The following is a 15,446-nucleotide window of genomic DNA, read 5'->3' on the forward strand; positions in this document are numbered from 1 at the left end:
CTATTTAGGACCTTCCCGGGGCAAGAATCGGTAATCTTCAAGCGTTTGTGAGGCTGAGGGCTTCACGCGCCGGACTTTGCGGGTCGGGCATAGCCGTGCTTCTTCAGGAGGCCGCGCAGCTGGTGGTAGGTGAGCCCGAGGGCCTCTGCCGCCCGGCCCTGATGACCCTGCGCACGGGCGAGGGCCGCGTCGATCAGGCGAAGCTCGTAGAGGCGCACTGCCTCCGGAAATCCGCCCGCAACCGTCCATAAGTCTGGTGCTTCCTGAGGACGGTTTGTTGAGGGTTTTTCCACAGGCGCCGACGGCCTCCAGGGCGACGCGAAGGGGTCCAGCGCGGCAGGGTCGAACTGAACCGGATCATCCGGCGCCATGATCAGTGCGCGGTGGGCGAGGCGCTCGGCGAAGTTGCGAAGCTCGCGAACATTGCCCGGCCAGTCATGCGCCTCGATCGCCTCGATGGCCGAGGGCGCAAAGCCTGGAAAGTCCTGCGCCAGCTCGACCGCCAACCGGCGCGCGAAAAAGTCCGCCAGCAGGCTCTTGTCGCCGTCCCTTGCCCGCAGCGGCGGCAGGGTGATGACATCGAAGGAGAGCCGGTCGAGCAGATCCCAGCGGAACCTCCCGGCTTCTGCGAGGCCCGGCAGGTCCGCGTTGGTAGCGGCGACGATGCGCACATTGGTGGTCAGGACTTTGGAGCCGCCGACGCGCTGGAACTCGCCATACTCGACGATGCGCAGCAGCTTTTCCTGCAACGCCTCCCCGGCGGTGGCGATCTCGTCGAGGAAGATCGTGCCGCCATCGGCCAGCTCGAACCGGCCGCGCCGCTGTTCTGTGGCGCCGGTGAAGGCGCCACGCTCGTGCCCGAACAGTTCAGAATCCAGCAGCGTTTCAGTCAGGGCCGCGCAGTTCACCTTCACGAAGGGGCCTTCCCAGCGTTTTGACAGGAAGTGCAATCGCTCGCCGATCAGTTCCTTGCCGGTGCCGCGCTCGCCGATGACGAGCACCGACCGATCGAGCGGTGCGACCCGGCTCGCATGCTCCTGGGCGCTCAGCCAGGACGGCGATTCTCCAATGAGCTGCTTTGATCGGTCCTGCATGAGGTGTAATTAACCAATCTGTATTGCAGTTTCGACCATTATTTTAGTTAAACTGACCTTTTATTTCTTAACAAGCGCGCTACTTCAAGATTTTTATCGATTAATTTCAAGGACTTATAGAGTTAATCCAAAACTGGCACGTTCCTTGAAATCAACAGAGCCATCAGGCGACGGGCGTTGCCAACCCAATCGAAGGAACAATGAAGACGATGAACGACCAGGACTACCGCTACCCGCCCCGCTCAGATGCCGGCCGCTTGGGCCGCTGGCTGTCCACGCGGTCTGCTGAAACATGGATGTTCTTTGCCGTGGGCGTGTTCCTCGGCGGCTTCTTCTTCTGATCCGGGACCAAGAAAGGAAACTGACAATGGGTCTCTTCTCCCGCCTCGGCGACATCATCAACTCGAACCTCAATGCGATGCTGGACGGCGCCGAAAACCCCGAAAAAATTGCCCGCCTGATCATCCAGGAAATGGAAGACACGCTGGTCGAAGTGCGCACCTCTGCAGCGCGCGCCATGGCCGACAAGAAAGAAATGGAACGCGAAATCGTTCATTTCTCGGCCGCCCGGGACGACTGGGCCGCAAAAGCCGAACTCGCCATCGACAAGGGCCGCGAGGACCTTGCCCGCGGCGCACTGCTGGCCAGGCAGAAAGCTGACGGCGAAATCGTCCGCCGGCAGGAAGCCATGGGCATCGCCGAGGAAGCCTTCGGCCGGCGCCAGGAAGACCTGGTCAAGCTGCAGGCCAAGCTCGACGAGGCGAAAGCCAAGCACCGCGCGTTGGTAATGCGCCGCGAGGCCGCCGAGCAACGCATCCGCATGCGCAGCCAGCTCTATGACGGCCGCGCCGACGAGGCGATCGCCCGCTATGCCAACCTCGAACGCAAGGTCGACGAGATGGAGGCTTATGCCGATGCCATCCGCGGAAGCGAGCCGAACCTCGCGCAGGAGTTCGCCGAGCTCGAGCAAAATGAGTCGGTCGAGAAGGAACTCGCCGCGCTGAAGGCCCGCAGGGGCCGCTCGGCCTCGAAGAAAGCGGAGGGCTGATCGATGCCGATGTCTGTTTCTGTGCTGATCGGCGTGCTCGCCCTCATCTGCGCTCCGGGCCTGATCGCGGAAAGCCGCGCCATTGCCCGCCGCAAGTTTGAGGGAGGGGCCTGATGGACGAAGCCTCCATCGCGCTGATTGCCATTGTCGGCACGGTTGCCCTCTTCATCGTCTTGCCGGGCATGATCCTGCACTACGTCACCATGTGGCGCCGGCAGAAAACGCTGCAGCCAGACGATGAACGGATGCTCGAAGACCTCTGGCGCTCCGCCAAGGCGATGGAACGGCGTATCGAGTCCCTCGAAGCCCTTCTTGAGAAAACCGAGGCGGACGCCCCGCGCCGTCCGCCTCGCCCGTCCCGCTCCACTTTCGACGAATAAGGAGACATGATCCCTTGTCCCATTCCTACGACCCCTACAGCTCGCGTAACCCCAGGCGCTTCTTCCGCTCGCGCAATGACAGTGTCATCGCCGGTGTCTGCGGTGGCATTGCAGAACGCTTCGGCTGGGAACCCATTCTCGTCCGTATCCTGACGGTCCTGCTCACAATGTTCATGATGGGGCCCGTCGCGATTGTCGCTTACATCGTGATCTGCCTGATCACGCCCCGCGCGCCAATCGGCTATGGCAACTTCTCCGCCGAGGAAGACGCGTTCTGGCGCGGTGTCTCGGACCGTCCGCGCGCCACCTTCGGGACCATCAAGTACTCCTTCATGGACCTCGAAGAGCGGCTGAAGACCATCGAACGCACCGTGACCTCGGACGAATGGCGCCTGCGCCAGGAGTTCAAGGATCTCGAAAAGGGCAACTGACACCTGACCGTCCCGCCATTCCCAACCAGCGACTTTCCGACCAAGGACCGGACCAATGACCAAGGGGACACTTCTACGCAACAACCCGCTGCTCGGCGCGCTTGCGCTGGCGGTTCTGGTTGCGGCGCTCACCTTCACGCACTTTCAGGGCGGCCTGTCGATGCAGCTTGGCGAAGTGCTGCTGAGCGTCCAGTCGCAGCACGAAGACGGCCTCGTCGTTTCCTTCGTACGGGCGCCCTGAGCCAGGTCAGGCGCGCCGCAGGGCGCGGAAGACAAAGCGCATCGGGCTTACCGCGCGAAGTGCCGGCAGCGTCGCCGGCGCGGGTAAGCCGGCCAACCGTGCCGCCAGCACACCAGCTGCCCACGGGGCCCAGGTGAAACCCCGCGCGCCGTAGCCACCGGCCACATAAACACCCGGCATGATAGGGGCGTGCGCATCCACGGCCCGCCCCTTTTTCATCGGCGAGAACACGTCCAATGCTGCCGCGTGGTCCGGCACGGCGCCGATCAGTGGCAGGCGGTCCGGCGTCGTGGCGCGCAGGCTTGCCCGCGACGTGATCGGGCCTTCCTGCGCATCGCGCACCCAGTAGGGCGACAGACGCTCGACCCCGGCGAGATTTTCGGCGCGCGCCGATGGCTTTCCGGCAGGCGCGAAGTCTGCGCCGGACGGCTCGAAAGTCGCACCCCACAGACGCCCGCGCCCCAGCGCCAGCGCGTAGCTGCCCGAAGCAAGGGCAGACGCCGGCGCCTCAACACCCGTTTCAAGGAAATCGACCTGACCGAGACGTGCCTCCAGCGGCAAGCCCGGCAAAAGCGCCGCCGCAGCCATACCATTCGCAAGAATGACTGCATCATAGGTTCGTCCGTCGACGGAGCGGTCCGCCAGAGAGACAGACGGAGCTGTTCCGAAATGACAGGTGACGCCCTCAAGGAGGTGTGCGACCAGCGCGGCCGGACGCAGGATCAGCGCGCGCTTGTGCAGCAGCCCGCCCCCGCGAACGGCCTCGAGATCCTCAAGCGGCAACGGCGGATCGGCAAGCAGCTTCTCGAAGCGAGCGGCCTCGGCCGGATTACGCGGGGATTGCAGAACATCCGCATACGCTGCTTCCGGGAGCCCGCCATAGGCCGCGCGGGCTGTGAGATAGGCGTCCAGCAGCAGGCCCGCCTCGGCGGTGTCGCCCGCATCGAGACGCGGCATCAGCAGCGCGAGCGGATTGCCACTGGCGCCGGCCGCCGGGCCGGTGGCGGGATCAAACACGTCTGTTTCGATCCCCAGCGCCGTGAGGGCGCGCGCCAGTGTTGCCCCTGCAATACCGGCGCCCAGAATCGCCGCCCGGCGCGGGGCCTGCCGGGGGCTGCGCAGGCCGAAGGCGTCTGCGGCTACCGGGAGCGCCTGCACCAGGCGCGCTTCAGTTCTCTCACGCTTGCGGCCATGTCCTTCGGCCTTCGACACCTCGAACCCTGCTTCCGTCAGCCCGCGCCGCACGGCGCCGGCCACCGTGAACGTGCCAAGCCGGGCGCCCGGCGCTGACCGCGCGGCGATCTCGGGATAGATCCATGCGTCCCACATGTCTTGGTTCCTGGCGGGACTGAACCCGTCGAGGAACCAGGCATCCGCCTTGAACGCAGTTTGCGGCAGCATCTCTGCGATACCGCCGAGATACAGGATCAGGCGGACGCCGTCAGCGAATGCGATGCTCCGTGTACCGCGCACTGGCGCCGGCCACTGGTCCGCGAGCGCGCCCGCGCTTTCCGCGAGTTCAGGCCAGGCCGACAGCGCGCGCCGCGCGTCGCCCTGCCGGAGCGGATAGGCTTCGAAGCTGACGAAGGTGAGCTGCGCGCCCGGCGACGGGCGATGCTTGCGCCAGAGCTGCCAGAGCGCGAGGAAGTTCAGCCCCGATCCGAAGCCGGTCTCGGCCACGCTGAACCGGTCCCGCCCCGCCCAGGCCTCCGGCAAACCGCATCCCTTAAGGAAAACCGTGCGGGTTTCGGCGAGCCCGTCCTGCGCTGAGAAGTATACATCGCCGTGCCGGCGCGCGTGGGGCGCGCCGTCTGCCGTCCAGTCGAGTTCGGGGTGCAGGAGGAGGCGGGGCATTGCGCCGAAGTAACCCGCCGGAGCTGTCTTGAGAAGGGTCATGCGCGGAACCCCTCCGGCGTGTTCGCGTTGTTTGAGTGTCCGCAAACATGCGGCGCAACTGAAAGGAACTTTCCAAATGGACAAGGAACATCTGAAGGGCGAAGCCAAAAAGGCTGAAGGCCACGTCAAAGAAGGCGCCGGCAAACTGACCGGCAACAAGAAGATGGAAGCCGAAGGCAAGCTGAACCAGGCCGAAGGCGAAATCCGCAAGAAAGTCGGCGACGTCAAGGACGCTGTCCGCAAGGAAGACAACCGGAAAGACGACTACCGCAAGTAAATGAGGGCGGGCGACCGGGGCTGGGGCCCTTGCCTCGCATAAACGCTATCGCGGGCAAGCCATTGCGCTTTCCCCGCCCGGCCTCCACTTTCCGGCGTGAACCGACACGCAAGGAAAAGGGCATGAGCGACATTTTTGTCACCCGCGAAGACGGCAAAGGCGGTGGCCGCTACCTCACCACGATCGACGGCCAGACCGCCGGGATGACCTATTCCAGGGCGGGCACCACGCGTATTATCATTGATCACACCGGCGTGCCGGACGCCCTGCGCGGCAAAGGCGCCGGGCAGGCGCTCGTGCAGTGCGCCGCCGGCATCAAGATCATCCCGCTCTGCCCCTTTGCGAAGGCGCAGATTGGCAAGCATCCTGAATGGCAGGATGTACTGGCGTGACCGATACGATCAAGCATGACGCCGCGCGCCGTCGCTACAGCCTTGTGATTGACGGCGTCGAGGCCTACCTCACCTATCAACGATCAAAGCCCGGCCATCGCCGCATCACGCACACGATTGTGCCAGATGCCCTCGGCGGCCAGGGGCTGGGAAGGCGGCTGGTGACGCGGGCGATGGAAGATATCATCGCAGATGGCGAGACTGTCTCCTCTTCCTGCTGGTTCGCCAGCGCGCTGATTGACAAGTCACCGGTTTGGGCAAAATTGCTCGCATGACCGACCTCCCGTTCTGGAAGACCAAAATGCTCGACCAGATGGACGGCGCGGAGTGGGAATCGCTCTGTGATGGCTGTGGCAAATGCTGTGTCGTCAAGCTTGAGGACGAGGATACCAAGGAGCTCGCCTATACGCGCCTGCACTGCCGCCTGTTTGACGGCAGCACATGCCAGTGCTCGGACTATACCAACCGCCGCAAGCATGTGCCGGACTGCGTGCAGCTGACGCCCGAGATCGTTCGCACGGTGGACTGGCTCCCGCGCACCTGCGCCTACCGTCTGGTGCATGAGCGCAAGGACCTGCCGGACTGGCACCACCTGATCTGCGGAGACCGACAGCGCATCCATGAGACCGGCCATTCCATCCGGGGGCGGACGGTCTCGGAAGACACGGTCTTCGAGGAAGATGAAATCGACTGGGTGATCGACTGGGACGGCACTGAGCCCTGAACCCTGGCGTAACACGCCCTTAAGCCCGGCGCGGCATCATGGCCTGATGGACGTGCTGCCCGCCTTTCTCTCGCATCTTGCCAATGAGCGCCGGATGGCCGCCAAAACGGTCGATGCCTATGGTTCGGATCTTTCGGCCTTCTTCGGCTTCCTGCGCGGGCATCTCGGGCATGAGCCGACCCTGAAGGCTCTGTCGGGCCTGAAAGCGCGCGACATCCGCGCTTATCTCGCGGCACGCCGCCGTGACGGGCTGGCAGATGCCTCGATTGCCCGCCTGCTCTCTTCGATCAAGGCGCTTTACCGCTGGATGAGCCGCGCGCACGGACTGGAGAATGCCGAGATCGGCTACCTGCAAGGGCCCCGCCGCGCGCCGCGCCTGCCCCGGCCGGTCTCTATCGAGGCGGCGAAGGACATCCTGCACGAGGCCGAGACCGAACCGGACGCCGAGCCCTGGATCGCCGCGCGGGATCTGGCCGTTCTGTCGCTGCTCTACGGCTCGGGCCTGCGGATCTCGGAAGCTCTCGGTCTGACGGGCGTCGATGTCCCGGCGCCGGAGCGCCTTCGCGTTTCAGGCAAAGGCGGCAAGGTGCGCCTCGTGCCGCTGCTTGCGCCGGTGCGCGAGGCGATCAATCATTATGCGCGGCTCTGCCCCTATGCGCTGACAAAGAGCGGCGTCTTGTTCCGGGGCGCCAAGGGCGGGCCACTCAGTCCACGTATCATCCAGGGCCGTATGCAGATGCTGCGCGGCCTGCTCGGCCTGCCGGAAACCGCAACGCCGCATGCCCTGCGCCACTCCTTCGCGACGCATCTCCTGTCAAACGGCGCCGACCTTCGGGCCATCCAGACATTGCTGGGGCACGCCTCTCTCTCGACGACGCAGGTCTATACGGGCGTTGATTCAAGCCGTCTGCGCGCTGTGCACGCCGCCGCCCATCCGCGCGCCTGAGATCAGGGGCTGAGCGCCGCCGTGATCGCGTCCGCCAGCAGCCGCCCGCCCGGTGTCAGTCGCAGCTCAGCGCCCACCACTTCGGCCCAGCCTTTCTCTACAAAGACCGCAATCTTATCGCGCGCCACCGGCTGGCCGGAGACGGTTTCCACGCGGCGCAGGTCCACGCCTTCGGCCGTCCGCAGGCCCATCGCGAGCAGTTCGCGCGCGATGTCCAGCGGCTCTAGCCGCGCCGCATCCCCCCAACCGCTCTGCAGCGCCTGCACATTCGCGATGTAGGCTTCGGGCCGGCGCTCCGCCTCGCTCGCATAGCGCCCGCCGCCGACCGACAGCCGGCCATGTGCGCCGGGGCCAACACCGACCCAGTCCCCGCCGCGCCAGTAGATCAGGTTATGCCGGGACTGGTGCTCCGGAGAGGCAGCATGGTTCGAGACTTCGTAAGCGGGCATGCCCGCCGCCGAAGTGACCGCCTGCGTCAGCTCATAGAGGTCTGCCTGGGGATCATCCCCCATCGGCGAAATGTCACCGCGCTGGGCCGCAAGACCGAACGGGGTCTTTGGCTCGAAGGTCAGCTCATAAAGGGAAAGGTGCGGCGCGCCGAGCGCCAGCGCGTCGCCGAGTTCGGCTTCCCAGCTCGCCGGGCTCTGGCCAGGACGGGCATAGATGAGATCGATCGACACCGAGTCAAAGACCTTCAGTGCACGTTCCACCGCCTTGGCGGCCGACGTCGCATCATGGTCGCGCCCGAGGAAAGCCAGCGCGGAATCGCGCAGCGACTGCACACCGATCGACAGCCGCGTCACCCCAGCCCGCTGCAGGCCGGCGAGGTCGGCGCGCAGCACGTTATTGGGGTTCGCTTCGAGCGTGATCTCCGCGCCGTTTTTGATGCCGAACGTCTCGGACGCCGCGAGCAGGATCCTGCCGAGCTCATCCGGGCGCAGCAACGCCGGCGTGCCGCCGCCGAAATAGATCGTATCCAGCCGGCCGTGCTGCGGCATGCGCGGGCGGTGGGCGGCAATGTCGGCGGCGATCGCTTCGATGAGCGGCCCGCTGGCGCGGTCCTTAGCGGCATAGACGTTGAAATCGCAATACGGGCAGATGCGCGTGCAGTACGGCCAATGAACGTAGAGGCCGAATCCGAAATGCGGACCGAAGGGGGCTGGCGTGAGGGTCACGCAAGCAGCGTCGCGCGAAGTTTCTTCACGGCTTCCGCCCGGTGGCTCATCGCGTGTTTCCGTTCGGGGTCCATCTCGCCGAAGGTAATCGTCTCGCCGGTCGCCACGAAGACTGGATCATAGCCGAAGCCCCGGTCACCCCGCGGAGGCCAGACCAGCTGGCCATGCACCTCGCCTTCAAACACAGCCTCCTGCCCGTCTGGCCAGACGACCGCCAGGGCGCAGACGAACTTCGCAGACCGGTCGGCAGACCCGCTGGCTTTCAGGGCGTCTTCAACGCGCTGCATGGCGCGGTAGAAGTCACGCGGCTCGCCGGCCCAGCGCGCGGAATAGATACCCGGCTCACCGCCGAGCGCTGTGACCGCCAGCCCGGAATCGTCCGACAGCGCCGGCAGGCCGCAGGCCCGCATAGCCGCGCGGGCCTTCAAGAGGGCATTACCGGTAAAAGTCGCCTCCGTTTCCTCAGGTTCTTCGAGCCCGAGATCGAGGGCCGAAACCACATTGAACCCATGCGGTTCGAACAGGGCCTTCAATTCTTCGACCTTGCCCTTGTTGTGCGTGGCCGCCAGAAGGCGTCCAGGAACGAGCCGGGGGGGCGATTCGGCGTGATTCACTGCCATACTGGCTCCATTCTTGCGTTGTACGCGAACTCATATATCGTTATTCGGTAATAATGGGACAACGCGCTGGCAAAGTCTCGCTTCATAGATCATCAAGGACAGAGGGTGAAAAGACTAGGTATGGCGCACACCGGACGCAATTCCATGGCCGAAATCATGACTGTGCTGGTCACGGTCGCCATGTGGATCGTGGGCGCCATGGGCGTGGTGGGCGTCCCGGTCCTCGCCATCGGCCTGACGGCGAGCCTCTCAGGCGGGGCAACCGAAATTTCCGGAATCAAGGCGCTGGCCGAAGGCGTGATGCCCGGCCAGCTCGTGATCGGGCTCGTCGGCCTGCTCGTAATCGTGCCGGGCGTAATCTACATCTGCCTTCAGCTTCGCCGAATCCTGCTAACCTTGGCCGATGGCGACCCGTTTGTTCCGGAGAATGCACGCCGCCTGTCGCGCATCGGCATTGCGATCGCGGCGATGGAACTTCTGCGTGTGGTGACCATACTCGTTGTCAGCACCGTACCGACACTCGTAGGCGACGAACCGCCGCGCCTGTCGACACAGTTCATACTGTGGATCTCGGTTGCCGCGCTGTTCGTGCTTTCCCAAGTTTTCCGTGAAGGCACCCGCCTGCGCGATGAAGAAAAAATGACGATCTGAGGAGCGCCATAACGAAATGACCATCCGCGTGACCCTCGACCGTGTGCTCCTGGAGCGACGCATGTCCCTGACGGAATTGTCGGAACGTGTTGGCGTCACCCTCGCAAACCTGTCGATTCTCAAGACCGGCAAAGCCAAGGCCATCCGCTTCTCCACACTCGAAGCACTCTGCCGCGAACTGAAGTGTCAGCCTGGTGACATACTCGTCTTCGATGCCGAAAATGAAGAGGGCCAGCGCCGCGTCGCGGCCGAATAGTCCTTCCTCTTGCGGAGAAATCGGGGCACCCTCCCAGAGTAACGAAATTGCCCCGGAGGCACCGATGGCCCCGCCACCGGAACAGGAAATCACTGCCCCTGGGCGGCCTCGCCGCGCGGTGAATACAGCGCAGGAATTGCCGCAGATCCAGTTTGCGATGGAACCCTCTGCCGCCAGCGCTCGCATCAAGATGCTGAGCTATGATCACTACCCGCCGGTCGGCGCGGTCGACTTCGGTCCGCTTGTCCAGGTCTACAATTTCGGCTGGCCAGCCGACCGGGCCGAGACCTGACGGAATGCAGATTTGATCCACACCGACCCCCTGCCCCGGGTTGCGGCGCGCCGGACCTTGCCCTTCTGGTGGTCGCAGGTCGAGAAGATGGGACCGCTGGACGCACACGACCGCGTAACTGCGGGCCTTCGGGGGCTTGCCCTCGGCCTGGTCACCTGACGGACAGGATGCCGCAGAGATAAAGCGACCGGTGTCATGGATTCCCGTGGCAAGGGAGGTTCCCGCAAGGGTTACTTGCCCGCCCATGAACTGGATACGCATCATCAACGAAGACCTGCCGCGCCTGCGGCTCTACGCCTCGGCCGCGCTTGGCGGCCCGGCTGAACGCCATCTCGCCGCGGAGGCCGCTATGGGCGACCTCTTTGAATCGCATCTCGCGCCCCCCTGGACCGCGCCGTGCTCTACCGCCTGCTGGACCGGCAGATGCGCTCGCTGACCGATTACGCAGCCAGCGACCGCGCGGAACTGCCGAAACATATCTTCGGATTTCGCGCCGACGAGGCCGATCGCATTGTCCAGTGGGACGCGCCTGCTCCTTTACGCTCGGTCGGCTGAAACCCACCGAAAATCAACATCGACGCGCCGGGAACCGATGGCTTTCGGGCGCGTTGGATTGCGATGAAGCTGCTGACTGGCGTCTCCGCGCTCGCTTTGTCATGCCTGCTGGCCGCGTGCGGCGGCGGCAATGAAGTCGGCGAATTCAAGAACGACTGGACTGGCAACGAGATCAAGATTGATCAGCTGCAAGACCCGAAAGTCGCCGGCGTCGTTTGCCACCTCGCGCATTTCGACCGCGGCGTCTGGGACAGGCTCGGCAAGGGCAACTGGTTTGAGAACCCATCGAACTCCTCGATCTCCTGTCTCCAGTCCGGTCCGATTTGCGTCGGTAAGATCGACTTCGACAAGTCCGGCGAGGAAGTCTTCGACCAGAGCCAGAGCCTCGTCTTCAAGCAGCTTGCCGTGCGCCGCATTTACGACGCCAGCAGTAACAGCCTGATGTATGTCTCGTTCAGCCGTACCCTCGTGGATGGCTCCGCGAAGATGAGCCTCTCGACTGTCCCCCTTTATGGGCGCGATGTTACCTGGACGGCGGTGAAGCCAGCCGCCGAATAGGCTAACCGATAGCAGCGCGCTGCACCGCGAAGAGCTCGTTGCAGCCCTTCTGCGCCAGCACGATCATCGCTTCGACTTCGGGGCGCGTCATGGGACGCGCCTCGCCGGTGCCCTGCACTTCGATGAAACCGCCATCCGAACTCATCACGACATTCATGTCCGCCTCACCGGTGGAGTCCTCCGGATAGTCCACATCGAGCACGGGATGGTTCTGGAACAGGCCGACGGAGATCGCCGCCGCCTGCTTCTGCACCGGGCTCGCCTTGATGACACCTTCGGTCAGCAGGTAGCGGCAGGCAATGGCGAGCGCAACGAAGCCGCCGGTGATAGAGGCCGTGCGCGTGCCGCCATCGGCCTGAACCACATCGCAGTCGATGGTAATGGTGTTCTCGCCGAGCGCTGCAAGATCAATGACCGAGCGCATCGAGCGGCCGATCAGGCGCTGGATTTCCTGCGTGCGGCCAGACTGCTTTCCCTGCGCCGCCTCACGCCGGCCCCGCGTGTGGGTGGCGCGCGGCAGCATGCCGTACTCGCCGGTGACCCAGCCGGCCCCCTTGCCTTTCATCCAGCCCGGCACGCCCTTTTCCCAGCTGGCCGTGCACAGGACATGGGTATTGCCGAACTTTGCGAGGCAGGAACCTTCGGCATAGCGGGTGACCCCGGTTTCGAGCGAGATGGTGCGCAATTCATCGAAAGCGCGGCCGGACGGGCGGACAAGGGTGGGCATTCAGCGGAATCCTTCTAGGTTGCGGCCTGATTTGCGGGTTTTGAAGGTCGTGTCCACCGTAAAGGATACGCCGGGGGAGTTTGGGCCGACATGGCAAGTGACATCGAAATTGCGCGCATGGCGAAGAAACGCCCGATCGGGGAGATCGCCGCCCGCCTCGGCATTCCGGCCGAGGACATCATCCCCTATGGCCACGACAAGGCAAAGGTCTCGGCGCGCCATATCCGCAGCCTGGACCCGCACAACATCGGCAAGCTGATCCTCGTCACGGCGATCAGCCCGACCGCCGCCGGCGAAGGCAAGACGACGACATCGGTCGGCCTCGCCGACGCGCTGAACCGGATCGGCAAGAAAACGCTGCTCTGCCTGCGCGAACCTTCGCTCGGCCCCTGCTTCGGCATGAAGGGCGGCGCTACGGGCGGCGGCCTCTCGCAGGTCGTACCGATGGACGAGATCAACCTCCACTTCACCGGCGACTTCCATGCCATCACCGCGGCGCACAACCTGCTGGCCGCGATGATCGACAACCATATTCACTGGAACCATGAACCGCGCCTCGACCCGGTGCGCGTCACCTGGCGGCGCGTCATGGACATGAATGACCGCAGTCTGAGGAATGTCGTCTCCGGCCTTGGCGGCCCGGGCAATGGCGCGCCAACCGAAACCGGTTTCGACATCACGGTCGCATCCGAAATCATGGCAATCGTCTGCCTCGCGCGCGACGCGGCCGACCTTGAAGCGCGCCTCTCGCGCATCATCATCGGCTATACGCGCGAACGCGTCGCCGTCACCGCTGCCGACATAAAGGCCGTCGGCGCGATGATGGTGCTGCTGAAGGATGCGATGCAGCCGAACCTCGTGCAGACGCTGGAAAACAATCCCGCCTTCATCCATGGCGGCCCGTTCGCAAATATCGCGCATGGCTGCAACTCCGTTATTGCCACGCGCGCCGCACTGCAAATGGCCGATTACGTCGTCACCGAAGCCGGCTTCGGCGCCGACCTCGGCGCCGAAAAATTCCTCAATATCAAATGCCGGCAGGCAAGCATCGTGCCGGACGCCGCCGTGCTGGTGGCAACCGTCCGTGCACTGAAGATGCACGGCGGCTTGGCGAAGGAAGACCTTGCGGCTGTCAGCTACCGCGCGCTGGAGTCCGGCCTCGCCAATCTCGGCCGGCATATCGAGAACCTGCGCCTCTTCGGCCTGCCGGTTGTCGTGGCCATCAACCGGTTCACCACCGACACGTCAGCCGAGATCAGCTCTATTGAAGCCTATTGCGCCAAGCTCGACGTGCAAGTTGCAGTCTGCACTCACTGGGCCCAAGGCGGGCGCGGGGCCGAAGCGCTGGCGGGCGCGGTCACCGAAGTGACAGCGCAGCGCCGGGAGCCCTTCTCCCTTCTGTACCCGGATGACATGCCACTGTTCGCCAAGATCGAAACGGTGGCGCGCCGCATCTACCGGGCCCAGCGCGTCGACACGACCCGTGCCGTTCGCAATCAACTGGCCGCCTGGGAAGCAGCCGGGTTCGGCAACCTGCCGGTCTGCATGGCGAAGACGCAGTACAGCTTCTCCACCGACCCCGGCCTCCTTGGCGCGCCGGAGGACCATGTCGTGCACCTTCGCGAAGTGCGCCTTGCCGCCGGCGCCGGCTTCGTGGTGGCGATCTGCGGGGACATCATGACCATGCCGGGCCTGCCCCGGCACCCCGCCGCCGAGGGCATGCACCTGAATGCCGGCGGCCAGATCGAAGGCCTGAACTGACGCTGTTTAGCCAAAATAGAGAACAGGCATGCCTTTAATTAGCGAAATAGCTAATTAGCAGATATGGAAAACAGTGTTTTTAAGGCCCTGGCCCATCCGGCCCGCCGCCAGCTGCTTACGTTGCTGCGGCAAGGTCCCCAGCTGGCCGACCATGAGCCGGCATCTCGCCGTGCTCAAGGACGCTGACCTGATCTCCGCCGAGCGGCAGGGCAACCAGATCCTCTACCGCGTCAACACCAGCGTCCTTGAAGACGCGGCCTCCGCGCTGCTCGGCCTGATCGGCCTGATCGGCCTGATCGGCCGCGACACCGGCGATGACACCCTGAAGGATGCGGACGAATGAAACCCTTTATCCGCACCGGACTGACCTGGACCGCGATTGCCTTGATACTGACCGGCGCCACCGCGCTCTACACCTGGAACACCCTTCCCGTCTCCGGAGACATGCCGGTCCACTGAGGCACCGGCGGACGCCCTGATCGGTTCGCCCGGAAAGGCGCTGTCTCGACCTACCTCCTGCCAATGCCCGGCGCGGTATTCCTCATCGGCCTGATCCTGACGGTCGTGCCGCAGGTTGACCCGCGCAAGGGTAATCTGGAGTCTGTCCGGAAGGCCTATCTCGCCACCCGGATCGCCGCATTGGTGCTGCTGTCGCTGATCCATGCCGGTATCTGCGTCGCCAGGCTGCAGTCTGCCGGCGAGGCGCATGTGCCCAACGACGCCGAGCGCTATGTCATCGCCGGGTGCGGCGCCCTGATGATCGTCATCGGCAACTACCTGCCAAAAACCCGTTCGGGCTTCATGTTCGGCGTACGCACGCCCTGGACGCTGTCCTCAGACATCGCCTGGGAGAAGACCCACCGGGTCGCGGGACCCCTCTTCACGGCGGCCGGCGCTTTTGGCATTGCCGGCGCCTTCCTTTTCAACGGCATCTGGCTAGCCCTTCAGTTGACCGGGTTGGTCGGCGCAGCCGCTCTGATCTCGGTCGTCTGCGCCTTGTTTACCTGGAAAAGCGCCTCCAACCGGGACGACGGGACGGGCCTGACTGTCTGAACGCCTATTGAACACCGGCCATCTGCTGCCTAATCCAGTCTCATGGCTGAGCGGTTCGAGACAAATTCCCTGATGCAGCGCCTCGACCAGCGCTCCCGCGACATATTCCGGGAAATCGTCGAGGGCTACCTGACCACCGGCGAACCGGTCGGCTCGCGCACTCTGTCGAAAGGCGGCATCCAGCTGTCGCCCGCCTCGATCCGCAACGTGATGGCCGACCTGACCGAGCTTGGCCTGCTCGACGCACCCCATGTGTCCGCAGGACGCGCCCCTACCCATAAGGGTCTGCGCCTCTTCGTCGATGGCTTCCTGGAGTATGGCGAGCCCTCCAAGCTCGACAAGCGCGCCATCGATGAGCGCCTCGCCTCG

Annotated in this window: 24 protein-coding genes and 1 pseudogene; 20 read left to right on the forward strand and 5 right to left on the reverse strand. The window is 64.4% G+C overall.

Features of this window, described 5'->3' with window-relative positions; genetic code table 11:
* Positions 1 to 62 precede the first annotated feature (62 nt).
* Positions 63 to 1,094: a phage shock protein operon transcriptional activator gene (pspF, locus tag WEA77_RS06245; protein WP_368067010.1), complete on the reverse strand. Its 1,032-nt coding sequence runs from the start codon at positions 1,092 to 1,094 to the stop codon at positions 63 to 65.
* A gap of 209 nt (positions 1,095 to 1,303) precedes the next feature.
* On the opposite strand from pspF, the gene WEA77_RS06250 reads away from it, so the two are divergent.
* From WEA77_RS06250 to WEA77_RS06270, 5 genes are all read left to right on the forward strand, one after another.
* A complete protein-coding gene (locus WEA77_RS06250; RefSeq protein ID WP_368067011.1) occupies positions 1,304 to 1,435 on the forward strand; it encodes a hypothetical protein in 132 nt (43 codons plus the stop codon).
* 26 nt (positions 1,436 to 1,461) lie between these two features.
* The gene (gene pspA / locus WEA77_RS06255; protein ID WP_368067012.1) at positions 1,462 to 2,142 is read left to right on the forward strand and encodes a phage shock protein PspA; all 681 of its coding nucleotides are present in this window, start codon (positions 1,462 to 1,464) and stop codon (positions 2,140 to 2,142) included.
* Positions 2,143 to 2,255: 113 nt separating this feature from the next.
* On the forward strand, positions 2,256 to 2,522 hold the full coding sequence (gene pspB / locus WEA77_RS06260) for an envelope stress response membrane protein PspB (protein WP_368067013.1): 267 nt from the start codon (positions 2,256 to 2,258) through the stop codon (positions 2,520 to 2,522).
* 14 nt (positions 2,523 to 2,536) lie between these two features.
* Positions 2,537 to 2,953, forward strand: a complete 417-nt coding sequence (pspC, locus tag WEA77_RS06265) for an envelope stress response membrane protein PspC (protein ID WP_368067014.1) — start codon at positions 2,537 to 2,539, stop codon at positions 2,951 to 2,953.
* A 55-nt stretch (positions 2,954 to 3,008) separates the two neighbouring features.
* Entirely contained in the window at positions 3,009 to 3,194 is a 186-nt protein-coding gene (locus WEA77_RS06270) for a hypothetical protein (protein ID WP_368067015.1), read from the forward strand.
* A gap of 6 nt (positions 3,195 to 3,200) precedes the next feature.
* On the opposite strand, the gene mnmC is transcribed toward WEA77_RS06270, so the two are convergent.
* Positions 3,201 to 5,090, reverse strand: a complete 1,890-nt coding sequence (gene mnmC / locus WEA77_RS06275; protein ID WP_368067016.1) for an FAD-dependent 5-carboxymethylaminomethyl-2-thiouridine(34) oxidoreductase MnmC — start codon at positions 5,088 to 5,090, stop codon at positions 3,201 to 3,203.
* A 76-nt stretch (positions 5,091 to 5,166) separates the two neighbouring features.
* On the opposite strand from mnmC, the gene WEA77_RS06280 reads away from it, so the two are divergent.
* The 5 genes from WEA77_RS06280 (at position 5,167) to WEA77_RS06300 (ending at position 7,429) form a co-directional block, all read left to right on the forward strand.
* Complete coding sequence (locus WEA77_RS06280; RefSeq protein ID WP_368067017.1) at positions 5,167 to 5,367, forward strand: CsbD family protein; 201 nt, start codon at positions 5,167 to 5,169, stop codon at positions 5,365 to 5,367.
* A gap of 122 nt (positions 5,368 to 5,489) precedes the next feature.
* Positions 5,490 to 5,759 (forward strand): GNAT family N-acetyltransferase, encoded by a 270-nt coding sequence (locus WEA77_RS06285; protein ID WP_368067018.1) that lies wholly within the window; start codon positions 5,490 to 5,492, stop codon positions 5,757 to 5,759.
* Positions 5,756 to 6,034, forward strand: a complete 279-nt coding sequence (locus WEA77_RS06290; protein WP_368067019.1) for a GNAT family N-acetyltransferase — start codon at positions 5,756 to 5,758, stop codon at positions 6,032 to 6,034. Before WEA77_RS06285 ends, WEA77_RS06290 begins: the two co-directional genes overlap by 4 nt.
* Positions 6,031 to 6,483 (forward strand): YcgN family cysteine cluster protein, encoded by a 453-nt coding sequence (locus tag WEA77_RS06295; RefSeq protein ID WP_368067020.1) that lies wholly within the window; start codon positions 6,031 to 6,033, stop codon positions 6,481 to 6,483. The genes WEA77_RS06290 and WEA77_RS06295 overlap by 4 nt, the downstream gene beginning before the upstream one ends.
* Positions 6,484 to 6,529: 46 nt before the next feature.
* Complete coding sequence (locus WEA77_RS06300; protein ID WP_368067021.1) at positions 6,530 to 7,429, forward strand: tyrosine recombinase XerC; 900 nt, start codon at positions 6,530 to 6,532, stop codon at positions 7,427 to 7,429.
* 2 nt (positions 7,430 to 7,431) lie between these two features.
* Here WEA77_RS06300 and hemW read toward each other — a convergent pair whose 3' ends face one another.
* Together hemW and rdgB are read right to left on the reverse strand one after the other, a co-directional pair.
* Positions 7,432 to 8,604: a radical SAM family heme chaperone HemW gene (gene hemW, locus WEA77_RS06305; RefSeq protein ID WP_368067022.1), complete on the reverse strand. Its 1,173-nt coding sequence runs from the start codon at positions 8,602 to 8,604 to the stop codon at positions 7,432 to 7,434.
* Positions 8,601 to 9,224, reverse strand: coding sequence for an RdgB/HAM1 family non-canonical purine NTP pyrophosphatase (rdgB, locus tag WEA77_RS06310; protein ID WP_368067023.1), 624 nt, complete (start codon positions 9,222 to 9,224; stop codon positions 8,601 to 8,603). Before rdgB ends, hemW begins: the two co-directional genes overlap by 4 nt.
* 144 nt (positions 9,225 to 9,368) lie before the next feature.
* Here rdgB and WEA77_RS06315 point away from each other — a divergent pair, with 144 nt between their 5' ends.
* The 6 genes from WEA77_RS06315 (at position 9,369) to WEA77_RS06340 (ending at position 11,536) form a co-directional block, all read left to right on the forward strand.
* The gene (locus WEA77_RS06315; protein WP_368067024.1) at positions 9,369 to 9,875 is read left to right on the forward strand and encodes a DUF2975 domain-containing protein; all 507 of its coding nucleotides are present in this window, start codon (positions 9,369 to 9,371) and stop codon (positions 9,873 to 9,875) included.
* Positions 9,876 to 9,891: 16 nt separating this feature from the next.
* The gene (locus WEA77_RS06320) at positions 9,892 to 10,131 is read left to right on the forward strand and encodes a helix-turn-helix domain-containing protein (RefSeq protein WP_368067025.1); all 240 of its coding nucleotides are present in this window, start codon (positions 9,892 to 9,894) and stop codon (positions 10,129 to 10,131) included.
* A 64-nt stretch (positions 10,132 to 10,195) separates the two neighbouring features.
* Positions 10,196 to 10,423: a hypothetical protein gene (locus WEA77_RS06325; protein ID WP_368067026.1), complete on the forward strand. Its 228-nt coding sequence runs from the start codon at positions 10,196 to 10,198 to the stop codon at positions 10,421 to 10,423.
* A 12-nt stretch (positions 10,424 to 10,435) separates the two neighbouring features.
* Positions 10,436 to 10,582, forward strand: a complete 147-nt coding sequence (locus tag WEA77_RS06330) for a hypothetical protein (protein ID WP_368067027.1) — start codon at positions 10,436 to 10,438, stop codon at positions 10,580 to 10,582.
* A 237-nt stretch (positions 10,583 to 10,819) separates the two neighbouring features.
* Positions 10,820 to 10,978, forward strand: coding sequence for a hypothetical protein (locus WEA77_RS06335; protein WP_368067028.1), 159 nt, complete (start codon positions 10,820 to 10,822; stop codon positions 10,976 to 10,978).
* Between the two features lie 63 nt (positions 10,979 to 11,041).
* On the forward strand, positions 11,042 to 11,536 hold the full coding sequence (locus WEA77_RS06340; protein ID WP_368067029.1) for a CreA family protein: 495 nt from the start codon (positions 11,042 to 11,044) through the stop codon (positions 11,534 to 11,536).
* 1 nt (position 11,537) lies between these two features.
* Here WEA77_RS06340 and rph read toward each other — a convergent pair whose 3' ends face one another.
* Entirely contained in the window at positions 11,538 to 12,263 is a 726-nt protein-coding gene (gene rph / locus WEA77_RS06345; RefSeq protein WP_368067030.1) for a ribonuclease PH, read from the reverse strand.
* Between the two features lie 90 nt (positions 12,264 to 12,353).
* On the opposite strand from rph, the gene WEA77_RS06350 reads away from it, so the two are divergent.
* The 4 genes and pseudogenes from WEA77_RS06350 to hrcA form a co-directional block, all read left to right on the forward strand.
* The gene (locus WEA77_RS06350) at positions 12,354 to 14,024 is read left to right on the forward strand and encodes a formate--tetrahydrofolate ligase (RefSeq protein ID WP_368067031.1); all 1,671 of its coding nucleotides are present in this window, start codon (positions 12,354 to 12,356) and stop codon (positions 14,022 to 14,024) included.
* 151 nt (positions 14,025 to 14,175) lie between these two features.
* Positions 14,176 to 14,367, forward strand: a complete 192-nt coding sequence (locus WEA77_RS06355) for a transcriptional regulator (protein ID WP_368067032.1) — start codon at positions 14,176 to 14,178, stop codon at positions 14,365 to 14,367.
* A gap of 179 nt (positions 14,368 to 14,546) precedes the next feature.
* Entirely contained in the window at positions 14,547 to 15,077 is a 531-nt protein-coding gene (locus WEA77_RS06360; protein WP_368067033.1) for an SdpI family protein, read from the forward strand.
* A gap of 42 nt (positions 15,078 to 15,119) precedes the next feature.
* A pseudogene (hrcA, locus tag WEA77_RS06365) lies at positions 15,120 to 15,446 on the forward strand (heat-inducible transcriptional repressor HrcA); the annotation flags it as partial.

This window comes from Hyphomonas sp. (assembly GCF_040882205.1).
Lineage (GTDB): Bacteria > Pseudomonadota > Alphaproteobacteria > Caulobacterales > Hyphomonadaceae > Hyphomonas.